At 38.0% G+C, this 17,617-nt stretch carries 14 protein-coding genes; all 14 read right to left on the bottom strand.

Annotated elements, in window-relative coordinates:
* Positions 1–80: 80 nt before the first annotated feature.
* The 14 genes from AO843_RS06690 to AO843_RS06625 all read right to left on the bottom strand — a co-directional run bounded on the left by AO843_RS06690 (position 81) and on the right by AO843_RS06625 (position 17,608).
* On the bottom strand, positions 81–4,412 hold the full coding sequence (locus AO843_RS06690; protein ID WP_156313940.1) for a PolC-type DNA polymerase III: 4,332 nt from the start codon (positions 4,410–4,412) through the stop codon (positions 81–83).
* A 273-nt stretch (positions 4,413–4,685) separates the two neighbouring features.
* Positions 4,686–6,392: a proline--tRNA ligase gene (locus AO843_RS06685; RefSeq protein ID WP_054610347.1), complete on the bottom strand. Its 1,707-nt coding sequence runs from the start codon at positions 6,390–6,392 to the stop codon at positions 4,686–4,688.
* A gap of 148 nt (positions 6,393–6,540) precedes the next feature.
* The gene (gene rseP, locus AO843_RS06680; protein ID WP_054610346.1) at positions 6,541–7,803 is read right to left on the bottom strand and encodes an RIP metalloprotease RseP; all 1,263 of its coding nucleotides are present in this window, start codon (positions 7,801–7,803) and stop codon (positions 6,541–6,543) included.
* Between the two features lie 46 nt (positions 7,804–7,849).
* Positions 7,850–8,995: a 1-deoxy-D-xylulose-5-phosphate reductoisomerase gene (dxr, locus tag AO843_RS06675; protein WP_054610345.1), complete on the bottom strand. Its 1,146-nt coding sequence runs from the start codon at positions 8,993–8,995 to the stop codon at positions 7,850–7,852.
* 63 nt (positions 8,996–9,058) lie between these two features.
* On the bottom strand, positions 9,059–9,859 hold the full coding sequence (locus AO843_RS06670) for a phosphatidate cytidylyltransferase (RefSeq protein ID WP_054610344.1): 801 nt from the start codon (positions 9,857–9,859) through the stop codon (positions 9,059–9,061).
* The gene (locus tag AO843_RS06665) at positions 9,856–10,650 is read right to left on the bottom strand and encodes an isoprenyl transferase (protein WP_054610343.1); all 795 of its coding nucleotides are present in this window, start codon (positions 10,648–10,650) and stop codon (positions 9,856–9,858) included. Before AO843_RS06665 ends, AO843_RS06670 begins: the two co-directional genes overlap by 4 nt.
* Before the next feature lie 313 nt (positions 10,651–10,963).
* On the bottom strand, positions 10,964–11,521 hold the full coding sequence (frr, locus tag AO843_RS06660; RefSeq protein ID WP_054610342.1) for a ribosome recycling factor: 558 nt from the start codon (positions 11,519–11,521) through the stop codon (positions 10,964–10,966).
* Positions 11,521–12,246: a UMP kinase gene (pyrH, locus tag AO843_RS06655; protein ID WP_054610341.1), complete on the bottom strand. Its 726-nt coding sequence runs from the start codon at positions 12,244–12,246 to the stop codon at positions 11,521–11,523. Before pyrH ends, frr begins: the two co-directional genes overlap by 1 nt.
* Before the next feature lie 216 nt (positions 12,247–12,462).
* Entirely contained in the window at positions 12,463–13,350 is an 888-nt protein-coding gene (gene tsf / locus AO843_RS06650; RefSeq protein WP_054610340.1) for a translation elongation factor Ts, read from the bottom strand.
* Between the two features lie 102 nt (positions 13,351–13,452).
* Complete coding sequence (gene rpsB / locus AO843_RS06645) at positions 13,453–14,172, bottom strand: 30S ribosomal protein S2 (protein WP_004269262.1); 720 nt, start codon at positions 14,170–14,172, stop codon at positions 13,453–13,455.
* 156 nt (positions 14,173–14,328) lie between these two features.
* Entirely contained in the window at positions 14,329–14,904 is a 576-nt protein-coding gene (locus AO843_RS06640) for a hypothetical protein (RefSeq protein WP_054610339.1), read from the bottom strand.
* Positions 14,905–14,913: 9 nt separating this feature from the next.
* Positions 14,914–15,222, bottom strand: coding sequence for a hypothetical protein (locus AO843_RS06635; RefSeq protein ID WP_054610338.1), 309 nt, complete (start codon positions 15,220–15,222; stop codon positions 14,914–14,916).
* 23 nt (positions 15,223–15,245) lie between these two features.
* Positions 15,246–16,016, bottom strand: a complete 771-nt coding sequence (locus AO843_RS06630; protein WP_054610337.1) for a FliA/WhiG family RNA polymerase sigma factor — start codon at positions 16,014–16,016, stop codon at positions 15,246–15,248.
* A gap of 362 nt (positions 16,017–16,378) precedes the next feature.
* Positions 16,379–17,608, bottom strand: coding sequence for an amidohydrolase (locus AO843_RS06625; protein WP_054610336.1), 1,230 nt, complete (start codon positions 17,606–17,608; stop codon positions 16,379–16,381).
* Positions 17,609–17,617: the final 9 nt, after the last annotated feature.

Below are 17,617 nucleotides of genomic sequence, written 5' to 3'. Positions count from 1 at the left end.
ATACCCATATTGTGACAGGATTTTGAAATTACAATGTTCTTGCAGATCAAACCTTGAATCAATAAGCAGCTCATTCATCCTCAAAAAAGAGATAGTTGATTAGCATCAGGCATGCCTTCTAAACAGCCAAGTTGGTCCATGTATTCAATCAGTGTTTTCGAAACACGGCCTCGTTGCTGTAAATCTTCCTTCGATAAAAATTCCCCTTCTTCTCGAGCAGCTACTATCGTTTTGGCAACGTTAGTACCAAGCCCTGGAATAGCATCAAAAGGTGGAATTAATGTATTGCCATCAATGATAAATTCACTTGACTGAGAACGGTACAAATCAACTTTTTGGAAGCTCATGCCACGTTCACACATTTCCAGTGCTAGCTCCATTACTGTTAATAAGTTTTTCTCTTTTGTAGAGGCATCTAAACCTTTCATATTGATTTCGTCAATACGCGCTCGAATCATTTGTGAACCTTGAACCATGACAATTAAATCAAAGTCATCAGCACGGACTGTGAAATATGCTGCATAGTATAGGATCGGAAAATGCACCTTAAACCAAGCAATACGAACTGCCATTAACACATATGCTGCAGCATGGGCTTTCGGGAACATATATTTTATCTTTTTACATGACTCGATATACCAGCCTGGTACTTTATTAGCGAGCATCTCTGCTTCAAATTCCTCTGATAATCCTTTTCCTTTACGGACAGACTCCATGATTTTAAATGCCAGCGATGGCTCTAGACCTTGGTATATTAAATACACCATGATATCATCACGACAACCAATTACTTCTTTCAGCACGCATGTACCGTTTTGAATTAATTCCTGTGCGTTACCAAGCCATACGTCTGTTCCATGGGATAACCCTGAAATTTGCACAAGCTCCGAGAATGTGGAAGGCTTTGTATCTTCCAGCATTTGACGTACGAAACGAGTACCAAATTCAGGAATACCTAATGTTCCTGTCTTACAGCCAATTTGTTTTTCCGTGACACCTAACGTTTCTGGTGAACTAAAAATTTTCATCACGACAGGATCATCTGTTGGTATTGTTTTTGGATCTATTCCAGATAAGTCCTGTAACATCCTAATAACCGTCGGATCGTCGTGTCCAAGTATATCCAGTTTCAAAATATTGTCATGAATCGAGTGGAAGTCAAAATGGGTTGTCCGCCATTCAGCATCCTGCGCATCTGCAGGGAACTGCACCGGAGAGAAATCATAAATATCCATGTAATCGGGTACTACAATAATTCCTCCAGGGTGTTGTCCCGATGTACGTTTTACTCCTGTACAACCTTGAACTAAACGATCAACTTCTGCACCTCGGAAGTGTAAATTATGATCATTTGCATAGCCTTTTACATAGCCATATGCTGTTTTCTCTGCAACCGTACCGATTGTTCCAGCACGGTAAACATAATCTTCTCCAAATAGTACCTTTGTGTAGTTATGAGCTTTCGGCTGATATTCACCAGAAAAATTTAAATCGATATCGGGTACTTTATCCCCTTTAAAGCCCAAGAAGGTTTCAAATGGAATATCTTGTCCATCTTTTTTATAAGGTGTTCCACATTCCTGACAGTCTTTATTTGGCAAGTCGAAACCTGAGCTGACCGAACCATCATCAAAAAACTCGGAATGTTTACAATTCGGACAAATATAATGAGGAGGTAATGGATTGACCTCCGTAATTTCCATAAAGGTTGCGACTAATGAGGAACCAACGGAACCACGAGAACCTACTAAATAACCATCAGCTAATGATTTCTTCACCAGCTTCGCAGAAATTAAATAAATTACCCCAAAACCATGTCCTAAAATCGATTTTAATTCTTTTTCAATTCGTGCTTTCACGATTTCAGGTAACTCCTCACCGTAAATACGATGAGCCATTTCATAGGTTAAGTTGGTTACTTCATCATCTGAGCCTTCAATTTTTGGAGTATATAGATCATCTTTAATCGGTTTTACATCGCCAATGCTCGCAGCAACTTTATGTGCGTTCGTCACAACAACTTCTTTAGCAAGATCTGGTCCTAAAAAATCAAATTCTTTGAGCATTTCATCCGTTGTTCTAAAATGAACCGCAGGTAGCTTGGATCGATTTAAGATATTCGCGCCACCTTGAGAACCAATGAGTATTTGTCTAAACATAGCATCTGTCGGATCTAAATAATGAACATTCCCAGTTGCCACAACTGGTTTATCAAGCTTCTTCCCTAACTTGACAAGTTTTCGAATAATATCTTCTAATGTCCATTCGTCACGCACGACATTGCGCTCAATTAATGGTGCATATACTGCTTTCGGCTGTACTTCAATGTAATCATAGAATCGAGCCACTTGCTCAGCTTCCTCAGGTGATTTATTCATCATCGTTTCAAATAATTCACCGTTACTACAACCGGATCCGACCAGTAAACCTTCTCGATATTGCTCTAGTACTGCCCGTGTCACACGAGGAACTCGATAGAATGTCTTTGTATGGGCGTGCGAAACTATTTTAAATAAATTCTTCAAGCCCGCATTATCGACAGCTAAAATAGTACAATGCATTGGTCGGCCTTTTTTATAGGCGTCGCCACCACCAATATGTTTATTAAAATCATCATGGTATTTAATGGTTAACTCATCGGCATCTTTTAATAATTGTAAAAGTAAATAGCCTGTCGCCTCAGTATCATAAATCGCTCGGTGATGTTGTGTTAACTCAATATTGAATTTTTTACAAAGTGTATTCAAGCGGTGATTCTTCATCGTTGGATACAGTAATCTAGCTAGCTCTAATGTATCGATGACTGGATGTGTCGTTCCTTCAAGACCAAACTTTTTATAGCCTGTATATAAGAAGCCAATATCAAAGGATGCGTTATGAGCGACAACAATTCCATCACCAATGAATGCATGAAACTCTTTAATAACTTGCTCTACTTCTGGAGCATTGCGAACCATATCATCTGTGATACCAGTTAATTCAATGGTAGTTGCTGAAAGGGGATGATGTGGGTTTGCAAAGCTTTCGTATTTATCGATGACATGGCCATCTTTAATTTTTACTGCGGCCAGTTCAATAATTGTATCGTAGGCAGTTGATAATCCCGTCGTTTCCACGTCAAAGACAACATAAGTGGTATCCGCTAATAAACGATGCTCTGGTGCATATGCAATAGGTACTCCATCGTCGACTAAATTAGCCTCCAGGCCATAAATTATTTTAATGCCATGTTTTTTCCCTGCCGCATACGCCTCAGGGAAGGATTGTACAACAGCATGATCTGTAATAGCTATTGCTGGATGACCCCATTTTGCCGCCTGTGCAATAAGACGATCGACCGGCGTCACAGCGTCCATTTGGCTCATTGGTGTATGCAAATGTAGCTCTACTCGCTTTTCGCCCTCTGGCGCTAGATCCTGACGTGTTTCCTTTTTTATTTCATTAATATCATTAGCCATGACGATTAAATCACGAATAAATGTATCCGTCTGTACAGAGCCTCGAACTTTAACCCACATACCTTTTTTTAAGTGTTGCATCAATTCGGCATCGTCATTATCACGGGAGAACATTTTGACGATGATGGAATCCGTATAGTCTGTAATTTTAATTTGTAATAAAGAACGGCCACTTTTCAGTACTTTAATCTCCGTATCAAAGACAAAGCCTTCAACAATGACACGTCGTTCTTCTTCTACAATACGTTTAATTTCCATAATTTCATCGTCTTTAATATGCATACCAAGCTGGAATGGACGATCACCAAGGTTCGCAATCGCTGGATTATCTTTCTTCTCTTGCTCACGTTTTTGGAAATCCTGCATCGCTTGCTGAGATAAAGCCGCTTCCTCCATACGTTTTTGTTCCATAAACGCTTCCTGAGCAGCAATCATTTCTTCCGTTTGTTCTTGGAGCACAAAGTCTATCGCCATTTTTGGAAAACCGAATTGACAATAACTTTCTGCTAGTTTGTCTGCATACTTCGTTTTTAACATCATAAATTCCATTTCCTGCATACAGGACAATGTGATTTTCTGACCATTCCACATCGGCACTTGAGAGATAAGACAATTTTTCAGCGTTGGTGCCATCTCATCAATTTGTTCTACGACATTTAACCAATAAGCTTGAACAAGTTCCTCTGTTACACTTTTCTCTTGTGTCTCAAATGTTGTATAAACTTGTGCGATTGCTGAAAACTTCTCCGTTAAATGGGTACGGAAAAGCTGATAAAGCGGAAATGGCAGTATATCTCGTAATTGAATGGTAAAATGCCAAAGTCTATCCTTTTTATGGACCGTTAGGCGTGATAATTCACCTTCATCAAAAAATGACATGTATACATCATCTGTTAACTCTAGTTGTTGCAAGAGCATTCGAAATCTCATTCTTGCCTCTTGTTGCTGTTCCAATCTATCGACACCTACTTTCAGGAGGAGGCAGTCCGTGAAGCCTCATATTCTAATTCTTCTTAAACATAGGACGAGAATTCCAGAAAAAAATTCGCTCCCTTACTGCGGGCGCTCTTCAAGCTTAACAGAGAGTCTATACTATCTGTTATTTCTCGCTTGGCTCACTGTCCCGCAGAATTGTCGCGAATTCATTTATTCCTATTTTATCAAAATTACATGAAAGCCTCTATTAGAAGCATTCAATTCCATTTAAAACCATCATATGATAAGTGATTAGTTTTTACGGAAAAATTCATTCAAACGGTCAATAACTTCTTCCTTTTTCCATTCAAACGTTTCTCCAGTTTGACGGAATTTCACTTCCACAATACCTTCTGTTGCTTTTTTACCAACTGTTACGCGAACAGGTAAACCAATTAAATCAGCATCCGCAAATTTAACACCCGCACGTTCAGCACGGTCATCCAATAGTACATCATAGCGATATGATTTTAATAAACCGTAAAGTTCATCTGCTAAAGCTACTTGTCCTTCATCTTTAGTATTAACAGGAACAACATGGATATCATACGGTGCTAATTGTGTTGGCCATGTAAATCCATTTTCATCTTGGAAATGTTCAGCTACAGCAGCTAGAATACGAGAAACACCGATACCATAGCAGCCCATAATAAACGGTTGAGATTTCCCTTGCTCGTCTAAGAAAGTACCATTCATTTTAGCAGAGTATGTAGTACCTAGTTTGAAAATATGACCAACCTCGATACCTTCTGCAAATTTAATGATACCTTGTCCATCTGGAGATGGATCTCCCTCTTGAATAAAACGAATATCCAAATAGTCATTTATAGCAAAGTCACGCTCAGGATTAACATTTACTAAATGGAATCCATCTTCATTCGCACCTGCAATACCGTTACGAATAGATTTAATCGCATGATCGGCTACTACTTTTACGTCTACTGGTAACTTCACTGGCCCAATAGAACCAACGCCACAACCTAATAAATCACGAATCGCTGCTTCATTCGCAAGCTCTACAGAATCTGCCTCAAGAGCATTTTTCAATTTAATATCATTAATTTCATGATCTCCACGCGCAAGAACAACTACAAGTTCTCCATCCACGTCAAAAACAAGAGACTTTATAACATTTGCAGGCTCTACTTGTAGGAAAGCCGATACTTCTTCTATCGTTTTTTGATCTGGTGTAGCCACTTTTTCAATTTCTTTTAATGCTTCATCGGATGTTTGGTAATCAGCAATGACTTCAGCCATTTCGATATTTGCCGCATAGTCAGATGTATCTGAATAGGCAATTGTATCTTCTCCAATTTCAGAAAGTACCATGAACTCATGTGTACCTTTTCCGCCGATGGAACCTGCATCAGCAATAACAGCACGGTAGTTTAACCCAAGACGGGAGAAAATATTAGAATAGGCACGATACATATCTTCATATGTTTCATCTAAGCTTTCACGTGACGCGTGGAAGGAATACGCGTCTTTCATAATAAATTCTCTTCCTCGTAGTAAACCAAAGCGAGGACGTTTTTCATCACGGAATTTCGTTTGAATTTGATAGAGTGTTAACGGTAATTTTTTATAGGATTTTATTTCATCGCGCACTAAAGTTGTAATTACTTCTTCATGTGTTGGCCCCAATGCAAAATCACGGTCATGACGGTCTTTCAAACGCATTAATTCCGGACCGTACTTTTCCCAGCGACCTGATTCTTGCCAAAGCTCAGCAGATTGTAGAGATGGCATTAAAAGCTCCAGAGAATTAATGGCTTCCATTTCTTCTCGAATAATTGTTTCAATTTTTGATAACACACGTTTTGCAAGCGGTAAATACGAGTATACCCCACTTGTATTTTGACGAATAAACCCTGCACGTAGTAATTGCTTATGTGACTTTACCTCAGCATCAGCAGGTACTTCACGTAATGTTGGGATAAATGTTTTACTTTGCTTCATTCAGTGTTCCACCTTTTTTAATAGATAAGTTTATACTCTCAATAGCATAAACAAATTTAGCTTTGAGCGCAATGTTTCATAGAAATTGCGCTCAAAGCTAGAAAATAAAATTCCGTTTAATTGTAAATTAAGAAATAGCTAGTCTTGATTAAAAGAAAAATCGCTGTATATCATTCCATGTAACGACAACCATTAAAATCATGAGTAGAACGATTCCTACAAAATGAACAATTCCTTCTTTTTGACGGTCAATTGGTTTCCCACGTAGAGCTTCAAAACCAAAGAACAATAAACGTCCACCATCTAGTGCAGGTAACGGAAGTAAGTTCATAATCCCTAGATTGATACTTAGCATTGCAGCCCAATTCATTAAGTTCATAATACCATACTGAGCTACTTGCTCTGTTGCTTTATAAATACCTACAGGACCAGAAAGGGCATCTATTGTAAACTTACCAGTAATCAGCATACCTAGAAGCTCAAATATTTTTACAGTCATATTATAGGTTTCTTGTGCCCCGTAGACAACAGCTTTTAGTGGATTAAATTCTCTCGGGCTATCGTAGAGCACACCAATTTGACCATATTTTTTTCCATCCTGTTGGATTTCCTTCACGGTCATATTTAAGTTGATAGATTGTCCATCTCGATCTACAGTCACCGTAACATCTTCGTTTGGATGATCTTGAATAATAGCGGCTAAATCCTGCCACTTGTCAACGGCTTGTCCATCAATGGCTGTAACTTTATCACCTGCTAGCATCCCTGCCTGTGCAGCCGGATTATTTTCTACTACTTCAGTGATAATTGGCTCATTTGTTGGTACTCCATGAATTAATCCAATCACTAAGTAAATAACAAACGCAAGAATAAAGTTGAAAAATGGACCTGCAAAAATAGTCATCGCTCGTTGACCAACTGTTTTTGCGTTGAATTGACGATCATGTGGCGCAATGACAAGTTCTCGACCATTTTCCACAAGCACACAATCTCTGGCTACTTGATAACGAACTAAACGTTCTTCTTCATCATAACCCTCTACAAACAATTCCTTTTCTAAATCAGCACGCTCAACTTCTAAAAATAATAAATCTGGTAATTGCTTATTATTCTGATTGAAAATAATTTTTTTAACAATATTATCCTCATCGACAATTAGTCCAATTCTGTAGCCCGGCTGTAAGTCAGTGCCATCCATATCCTCGCCAGCCATTCGTACATATCCCCCAATTGGCAATAAACGAATAGTATACATTGTTTCTCCATGCGTTTTCCCATAAATTTTAGGACCCATTCCGATGGCAAATTCACGTACTAGAATACCTGCACGTTTGGCGAATAAGAAGTGTCCAAGTTCATGGAAGAAAACGAGCATACCAAATATTAAAATAAATGCAATGGCTGTTTGCATAATACCCCACCTTTAAAAGCGATTAGTTAACGATATATTGCTCTCGTTATTTTACCATGTCTAACACTATTTTTCTTGTCTCACTGTCCACCTGTAAAATCGTTTGTAAATCCGGTACTGCAATGTTTTGATGTGCTTGCATCACACGTTCAATGGTCTCATCGATTTCAAGAAATGTAATTTTCCCTTGTAAAAAAGCTGCAACTGCTGCTTCGTTTGCTGCATTCATCGCTGTTAAAATAGTACCACCCGTACGACCAGCCTCGTATGCTAAACGTAAAGCTGGGTAACGTTCAAAGTCCATTTCTTGAAAATGTAACTGACCAATTTGCGCTAAATTCAGTCGCTGACCATTATGTAATGGGATACGATCTGGATAACTTAAAGCATATTGGATAGGAACACGCATATCTGGTGTACCTAGTTGAGCAATGACACTAGTATCATGATACTCAACTAGAGAGTGAATAATACTTTCTCTATGCAAAAGTACATCTATTTTTTCATATGGCATATCAAATAATACGTGCGCTTCAATAACTTCTAATCCTTTATTCATCATTGTTGCTGAATCTATCGTAATCTTTGCGCCCATAGACCAATTCGGGTGATTAAGTGCGTCAGCGACAGTCACATGTTTTAATTGATCCCGTGTTTTATCGCGGAAGCTACCACCTGAAGCAGTAATGATCAATCGTTCAATATTTTTTGGATTTTCGCCATTCATTGATTGGAAGATAGCTGAATGCTCACTATCAACAGGTAAAATAGTTGCTTTGTATTTCTTCGCTTCAGCCATTACTAAATGACCGGCCGTCACCAGTGTTTCTTTATTAGCAATAGCAATTGTTTTTCCCATGCGGATGGCTGCTAAAGTGGATTCCAGTCCAACACTTCCTAAAACAGCGTTGACAAGAACTGTCGAATCTGGATGTGTGGCAACCTCGACAAGTCCTTTTGCGCCAAAGGTAAAGTGGATAGTAGGATACTCCTTAGCAAGCTGAAGCGCATCTTCTTCTAGCTGCACAGAAACTAACTCGGGCTTCAAGTTATCAATCATTTCTCGCGTTTTCTCTAGGTTTTTTCCTGAAGAGAAAGCTACTAATTGAAATGCTTCACGTTGTTCTTTTAAAATATCGTAAGTTTGCCAACCGATTGAACCAGTTGCGCCTAATAAACTAATTTTTTTCACAACACATTGTCCCCTTTTTCTATCTAAGCAAATGTATTAACAAGTTGTCTTATAAAATTCAGATTAATTACTAAACAAATGTAAGAAATGGAGGAGAGGCACGACGAACAATAGACTATCGAAGCGATCTAAAATCCCGCCATGCCCAGGTAAAATATTACCCGAATCCTTTACATCAAAATGACGCTTAATTGCGGATTCTACCAAGTCACCCATCTGACCAATAATGGAGGCAAAAATCGTTACGATGACAAGTGACATATAACCATTTGCGAATGGGTAAATGAGTTGCATACCGACAGCAAAAATGACGGCAATGACAATTCCACCAATGAAGCCTTCAATAGTTTTCTTTGGTGAGATTTCAGGCCATAACTTATTCTTACCGAATTTTCTTCCGACAAAATAGGCACCTGAATCTGTAGTCCAAACAACTAATAAACAATAGACTACGTACTCTAAGCCAATATTTCTTGTTTCAATTAAGTAATGGAATCCTAATCCCACATAAAATGTACCTAATAAAATAAAGCCAACTTCATCAAAAGTTATTTTATTTTTTACTAATACCACATAAATAAGTAGTAGCATCATCAGGCCATAGACTACCATTAGATTGGACGAATAACCTATTATTTCTACAACCTTGTCACTCCAGCCCTTTGGTATAACAAGCAAAATTAGGGTGATTAGCCCTAAGAAGCCAGGCACAGAAAAAATGGAAATCCCTTTCATTTTTAGTATTTCATAAAAACCGACAATAGCCATTGCTAGCACAAGTATGGCAAATGGTACTTTCCCATAAATAACGAATGGTATAAAAAGTGCTGCTGCAATTATTGCCGTGATAATTCGTTGTTTCAAGTTGTTTCTTCTCCCTTCAACCCACCGTAACGGCGATTACGTTTTTGATAGTTTTCCACCGCTTCCAGTAAGTTTTCCTCACTAAAATCTGGCCACAATGTATCTGTAAACCAAAATTCTGTATAGGCAAGCTGCCAAAGCATAAAGTTACTTAAGCGTACTTCACCACTTGTACGAATTAATAAATCTGGTTCAGGCAAATGGGCCGTCATTAAATGAGAAGTTAAGCATTCTTCTGTTAAGTCTTGCATCGTTAATTGACCGTCCTGCACTTTTTGAAGCATCATTTTCATGGCATTGACCATCTCAGAACGACTTCCATAATTCAGCGCAAAATTTAAAATAAGACCTGTATTATGCTTCGTTTCTTCCATTGCCTCATACAACGCTTTTTGTGTATGGGCAGGTAATAATGATGGGTCTCCAATCATTTCGACACGTACATTGCGTTCCATCATTTCTGGTAAAAAGGAACCTAAAAACTCGACCGGTAGCCGCATTAGAAAATCAACTTCAGGTTTTGGTCGTTTCCAGTTTTCAGTGGAAAATGCATATACAGTTAATACCTTTATACCTAAATCTGAAGCAAATCTCGTGATCTTACGTACTGTCTTCATTCCTTCATGATGACCAGCAACACGTGGCATAGCTCGTTTTTTCGCCCAACGTCCATTTCCGTCCATAATAATCGCTACATGGGCAGGAATCGGCTCGCTTTTAGAAAGGGCCACACGCTCCTCCAATGATAGTGTATCCATATTTATTTGTTTACCTAATAGCTTTTTAAACATGCTAACTCCCCCACTACAACTAATCGGACGTATACTAACCTATCATAACAAACAAAAGCGCTTTTTGTCTTTTTTTTCCCCTCTAAATTGACTATGTATGTACTAGCGTATTTTAGAACTATACACATTTTTAAAGAATTAGTTTGTTAAAAAATCAATGTTTGTGAGATGCATAACATTGTATATTTCATCTATGCTTCTCTCCCTAAGATTCAGCTCATATTTGAACGGTAAAGAGAAAAGACGTCCTGTAAAGTATAGGACGCCTTCATCTCATCAAAAAGTTCCATCATAGACATGTAAAACGTCTTGTTTACACCTCTAAAATTTCTTTTTCTTTATCTTTCGTTACCTGATCCACTTTGACAATGAATTCATCTGTTAATTTTTGGATATCTTCACCATATCCACGTAAATCGTCTTCTGTGATTTCGCCAGCTTTTTCAAGTTTTTTTAAGTCATCATTCGCATCACGACGAACATTACGTACAGCGATCTTTGCATCTTCTGCTTCTTTTTTCACTTGCTTTACTAAATCTTTACGACGCTCTTCAGTAAGAGCAGGAATCATTAAGCGAATGATAGAACCATCATTTGTTGGTGTGATACCGATATCTGATTTCATAATTGCTTTTTCAATTTCACCTAAAATTGTTTTATCGTAAGGTGTAATCACTAATAAACGAGCTTCCGGTACTGAAACACCCGCAAGTTGATTGATCGGTGTTGGAGCACCATAATAATCAACCATAATACGATCTAACAATGATGCGTTAGCACGACCTGCACGAATTGAAGATAGTTCACGTGAGAAAGCTGCAATTGTTTTGTTCATTTTTTCTTTTGTTTGTTCTAATACTTGTTTAGCCATTATGCATTCCTCCTAACAACTGTTCCGATTTTTTCGCCTTGTACAGCACGTTTAATGTTACCTTGTTCCGTAATTGAGAAAACAATTAGTGGAATATCGTTATCCATACATAAAGTAGAAGCTGTTGAATCCATTACTTGTAAGCCTTGTTGGATAACATCTAAGTATGTGAGTGTTTCATATTTAATGGCTGTTGAATCCACCTTTGGATCTGCTGAATAAACGCCATCGACGTTGTTTTTAGCCATTAAAATCGCATCTGCATCAATTTCTGCTGCACGTAATGCTGCCGTCGTATCAGTTGAGAAGAACGGATTCCCTGTCCCTGCTGCAAAGATAACGACACGCTTTTTCTCAAGATGTCTAACTGCTTTACGACGAATGTATGGCTCCGCTACTTGAGTCATCACAATAGAAGATTGAACACGTGTTTCAATGCCTAATTTTTCAAGAGCATCTTGTAAAGCTAGGGAGTTCATTACTGTTGCAAGCATGCCCATATAGTCAGCTGCAGCACGATCCATCCCCATTTCACTACCTATTTTCCCACGCCATATATTACCGCCACCTACAACAACAGCAACTTCTACATCAAGATCCACTACTTCTTTTACTTCTTCTGCAACAGCCTTGATTATTTTTGGTGATAAACCGAAGCCCGCTTCTCCAGCTAACGCTTCACCACTTAGTTTAATAACTACTCGTTTATATTGCGGTACACTCATTGTAAACCTCCGTAAGACTTTATTTAAAAAATCTCTATTCCCTTTTCCATTATAGTATATCTAACAATAAATACTAGTTGTGAATAAGGCAGAATAGAAAATTATCACGTTTTTTCTGTTCATTTCGGAAAAATAGGGAACACGCTATGTTGTGTTCCCCATTTTTTTGTCTAGATAATCTAGATATTATTTGATTAGGATCAAATGCCAGCTAAATTAGTTACCTTTAACTTGGCTCATTACTTCTTCTGCAAAGTTATCTTCACGTTTTTCGATACCTTCACCAACAGCATAACGTACAAAGCCGTTTACTGAACCACCAGTTGAAGCTACGAAATCACGTACTTTTTGATCAGAGTTTTTAACGAATGTTTGATCAAGTAAGCAAACGTCTTCGAAATATTTACCGAGACGACCTTCAACCATTTTAGCAACGATGTTTTCTGGTTTGCCTTCGTTAAGTGCTTGTTCAGTTAATATTTTACGCTCACGTTCAACTTCTTCAGCAGAAACTTCATCGCGAGAAACATAAGTTGGGTTGATTGCAGCAATGTGCATAGCAACATCTTTAGCTGCTGCAGCATCAGTAGAACCTTCTAAAGTTACTAATACTCCGATACGGCCGCCCATGTGTAAGTAAGCACCAAATGCATCTGCATCAGTTTTTGTTTTGATTTCAAAACGACGAAGTGTAATTTTTTCACCAATTGTTGCAACAGCTGTAGAGATTTGATCTTCAATTTTTACACCATCAGCATTTGTAAGCTCTAATGCAGCTTCAACTGATGCTGGTTTAGCAGTAAGTAATTGATCTGCTAAAGAAGAAACTAATACTTGGAATTTGTCGTTTTTTGCAACGAAGTCAGTTTCAGCGTTAACTTCAAGGATGATTGCTTCGTTACCTTGTTCTAAAATGTAAGTTGTACCTTCTGCAGCGATACGGTCAGCTTTTTTAGCAGCTGAAGAAAGACCTTTTTCACGTAGGAAGTCGATTGCAGCTTCTAGGTCACCATCAGTTTGTACTAACGCTTTTTTACAATCCATCATACCAGCGCCAGTTTTTTCACGTAATTCTTTTACTAATTGTGCAGTAATGTTTGCCATTTAGTGTTTCCTCCTCAAATTGGTTGAACAAAGTTTTAATGATAGGTTCTAAAAAAGGTGATAAGGGTTTTGAGCCACTTATCACCTTTTTGTAAACGTGAATTACTCAGCAGCAGCTTCTACAGCTGGAGCTTCTTCTTCACCTTGTTTTGACTCGATTAAAGCGTCAGCCATTTTAGCAGTTAAAAGTTTAACAGCGCGAATAGCATCATCGTTAGCAGGGATTACGTAGTCAATTTCATCTGGATCACAGTTTGTATCAACAATACCTACTAGAGGGATGTTTAATTTACGAGCTTCAGCAACCGCAATACGTTCTTTACGTGGGTCAACCACGAACATTACGTCTGGAAGATCGTGCATATCACGGATACCGCCTAAGAATTTGATTAGACGTTCGTGTTCTTTTTTAAGTTGGATTACTTCTTTTTTAGGAAGAACTTCGAATGTTCCTTCTTCTTCCATTTTTTCGATTTGTTTCATACGTGCAACACGTTTTTGAATTGTACCGAAGTTAGTAAGAGTACCACCTAACCAACGTTGGTTGATGTAGTAGTTGCCTGAACGTTCAGCTTCATCTTTGATCGCTTCTTGTGCTTGTTTTTTCGTACCAACGAAAAGAACTTTACCACCGTCTTGACCAACTTGACGCATGAAGTCATAAGCTTCCTCTAATTTTTTAACAGTTTTTTGTAAGTCGATGATGTAGATCCCATTACGTTCTACGAAGATATATTTCTTCATTTTTGGGTTCCAACGACGAGTTTGGTGACCGAAATGTACACCAGCTTCAAGTAATTGTTTCATAGAAATTACTGACATGTGAATTTCCTCCTAGTATGTTTGGTTTTTATCCTCCGCATTTATCATCTGCAACAAGCTACCCTAATCTTAGAGCACCACTTACTACATCAAAATGCGTGTGTATTAATAACACCATTTGCAACTATATCACAGCTTTTCCTGATTCGCAACAATTTAGTGATGAAATTTCAGTAAAAGCTCGATTTCTGTTTTTCCCTTTTGCAGCTGTTTCGCTATTTCCTCTGCTGATTTACCCTGCTTTGCTAAACTTAGTGCTTGTTGCTCCGTTGTAAGCTCTTTAACCCGTTCCTTTTGTTCCACTTTCAAAGGTGAAGGTGTTGAGACTACTGTGGTTGTTGTTTGTTGTTGACGAGAATATGCATTGGCCACAATAGTTTTAGGTACATAGATTCGAGCATCTTTATCTAAGCTTAGAGGATTCTCATTTTTCGCCTCTACCTCAGCTAGCGAGGAAGCTCGCTCCTTTTGAGTCTCAAAACTTGCAGTTTGTTGAACGCTAGTCGCTGCTAACTCTGACGGTGAAACATTTTGTAGCTCTTTAATAAGACGGTCATTTTCATCTTTCATTTCTGCTAAATAGACACTAATAGTATCGTCCATTTCACTCATTAAGCGTTCTTGCTTCTTTTCTAAATCCTTAAATTTTGCAAGCTTCGTATTTAAAATAATAAGGAAGTAAAATGAAAGTAGCTGTAAAAAGAATAGTACCGCTATTAGTATGGTTGTCATTGTAAACTCCTATCCACTAAAATCCACGAAATTCCCTTTAAACGGATGTTGTGCCTGTTTTTCTTGCTGATCCTGTTTCTTTTTTTTCTTTTTGTAAATACCCGTTAAATATTCGCCACCCGCATCTTCATCCTCACTTATTTCATCCGTACCTTCTGATGTATTCACAATTTTTTGCTTGCGTTCTATTTCTTTTTTTAACGCTTCATTTGCATGTGCTTGTTGAGCTAACGCTTGTTGCTGTGCTTGATCAGCCATTTTCCCCGCTTCAAATGTTTTGGGAATAGCAATTTGCAATTCAATCCCTTTTAAACTCATTGGAATCTCTCCCTTAAGGATATTTACGCATTAATCATTTCACTAGATAATAACTTTCGTAACTTTAAAAGCGCTTTGGAATGGATTTGTGAAATACGTGATGTCGATAATTCAAGCATTTCACCAATTTCAGTCAAAGTCAGTTCCTCCGTGTAAAACAAACTAAGAACCAATTGTTCTTTTTCATTAAGTTTCTGAATATTTTCAGCTAAATCATCCAGTAACTCAGACTTAACAACTGATTGCTCAGGTGTTTTTGTTGTATCATCTCGGATCACAAACGACTTTCCATCAGCCTCTTCTTGGTCTTGTTGTTCATTAATGGAAAGAACATTGGAAAAAAAATGCTCTTGTACTGTCTGATAAACATCCTCTACAGGTACTTCCATATGCTCCGCAAGTTCCTCAGGTGTAACATGACGCATATATTTTTGCTCTAATTGCTCAATCTGAGCATCTAATTTTTTGGCTTTTTCTCTCGCTGAACGTGGTAGCCAGTCTTCCTTACGCAACCCATCTATAATGGCTCCTCTTACTCTAAACGAAGCATATGTATCAAATTTTAAATCTCTATTAATATCAAATTTATTTAATGCATCAAAAAGTCCTATCATACCTAAGCTCGTTAAATCGTCTCGCGATACACTCTTTGGTAATCCCGCACTAATACGTTGAACATGATAAGATACTAAAGAAATATATTTTTTTATGAGTAAATCACCAGCATCTGGATCACGCTCATGTATCCAGCGATTCCACAGTTTTTGCTCATCGTTAAGAATTGGTTGTGTCATGAAATCCACCTCTCTAAAAAACGCCTTTACGCGCCCGTTTGCTACTGACTAATTGCGCTCATAAAACTTTCCTTTTATAAGGATTTCTCCATTGCCATTTGTAAAAAAATCCATATTCGAGCTATTCTAGCTGTAAGCTAAAGGAGTACAAAACTCGATAAGCTATTGCCATCTTTCCTATATTATAACAAGAATCGACTATAATTTCATTTGTTTCTCTTAGTCTCTAAGATATTCCTTTATTTTTGTAATGACAAATAAAAACTGCATCCTTGTTATAGATTAACCTAGGATACAGTTCAAATATATGTCTAAATTATTACGCTTTTATTTTTTAATGTTAGTTAGTTCTTTTTAGAGGGTTATGAGTTCAGTTTACCTGCTACTACTTTTCCTTTGTACATAACAGCGCGGCGTCTAGACCTTCTAGCTATTAATTCTGCAGAACAACTTGCTTCGACAAAGACCATGCTCGCTTCATCACCTATTTTTGGCCAAACTTGTTTCCCTTTTCGATCTAATGGTGTCTTTCCATTTGTAATAAAACCTAGCGTTTGCGCTAATGATTGCTCGTCAATCCAATTATATCGCTCTGCCATACAGCTTGCTCGCTCAATAATATCGCCATTTCCAAAAGGAGACCATGAATCAAAGATATTATCACAACCTATGGCAACAGGCACTCCCTTTCTTGTTAATAAATCAATCGGTGGCATCGGTCCATGAATTGGAACACTTGTGATGATGGAAATATTTGAGGCTACTAGCATGTCAGCTTCCTCTTCTGCCTCTGCTAAAGAAACTTCCCCTAGACCATATGCATGGCTAATTGTTACCCTTCCTTGCCAGCCTGCTTCTTCTGTTAATGCGGCTAATCGTCTCATCGTAAAAATCCCAAGATGACTTGGATCATGTAGATGTAAATCAATCCCTACATCCGCTTCCACAGCGATGTCCATCATTTGCTGTAATGATGCCTCAATATCACCATCAATTACAGCTGGGTCCACTCCACCTACTAAATTAGCTCCTTCACGTAAAGCCGCTCTCACTAAATCTTTAGAATTTGTACGCAATAAGCCATGCTGTGGAAAAGCTACAATCTCATGTGATAATTTACCATCATAGGTTGCTAATGCTTGTTGCACAGCTTCTAAATAACTAAGCCCTGCTTCCGGATAAATATCAACATGCGTACGCACATGCGTTGAACCAGCATTTAATAATACCTGTAAGAGGGCCTCTGCTCTTTCTTTCGTTGAAGTTGCTAATGTAGGCAATAAATTTTTTTCAAAGTTGCAACGTTCTATCCGATTGGACACTTGGCGACACGCTCTCCAAGAATCCCCAATTAACGTTTTATCTAAATGACAATGTTTTTCTAAAAAAGAGGGTAAGATTAATAAATTGTTCCCATCTTTTTGAGGAAGAAAATTATCCAATGGCGTATCAGCTAAAACAATGTCAGTAATAATGCCTTGATTAATTAAAATATGAACTTTTTCAGTTTTTGTCCCTATAGCGATATTTTCCTCATAGTGATAGCCACTTTCTAATAGGACATTTGTGATCCAATAAATAGATTCTTGCATGATTTCTTC

The sequence above is a fragment of the Lysinibacillus sp. ZYM-1 genome (genome assembly GCF_001308875.1).
Classification (GTDB): domain Bacteria; phylum Bacillota; class Bacilli; order Bacillales_A; family Planococcaceae; genus Lysinibacillus.
This window is presented reverse-complemented; position numbering and strand designations above follow the sequence as displayed.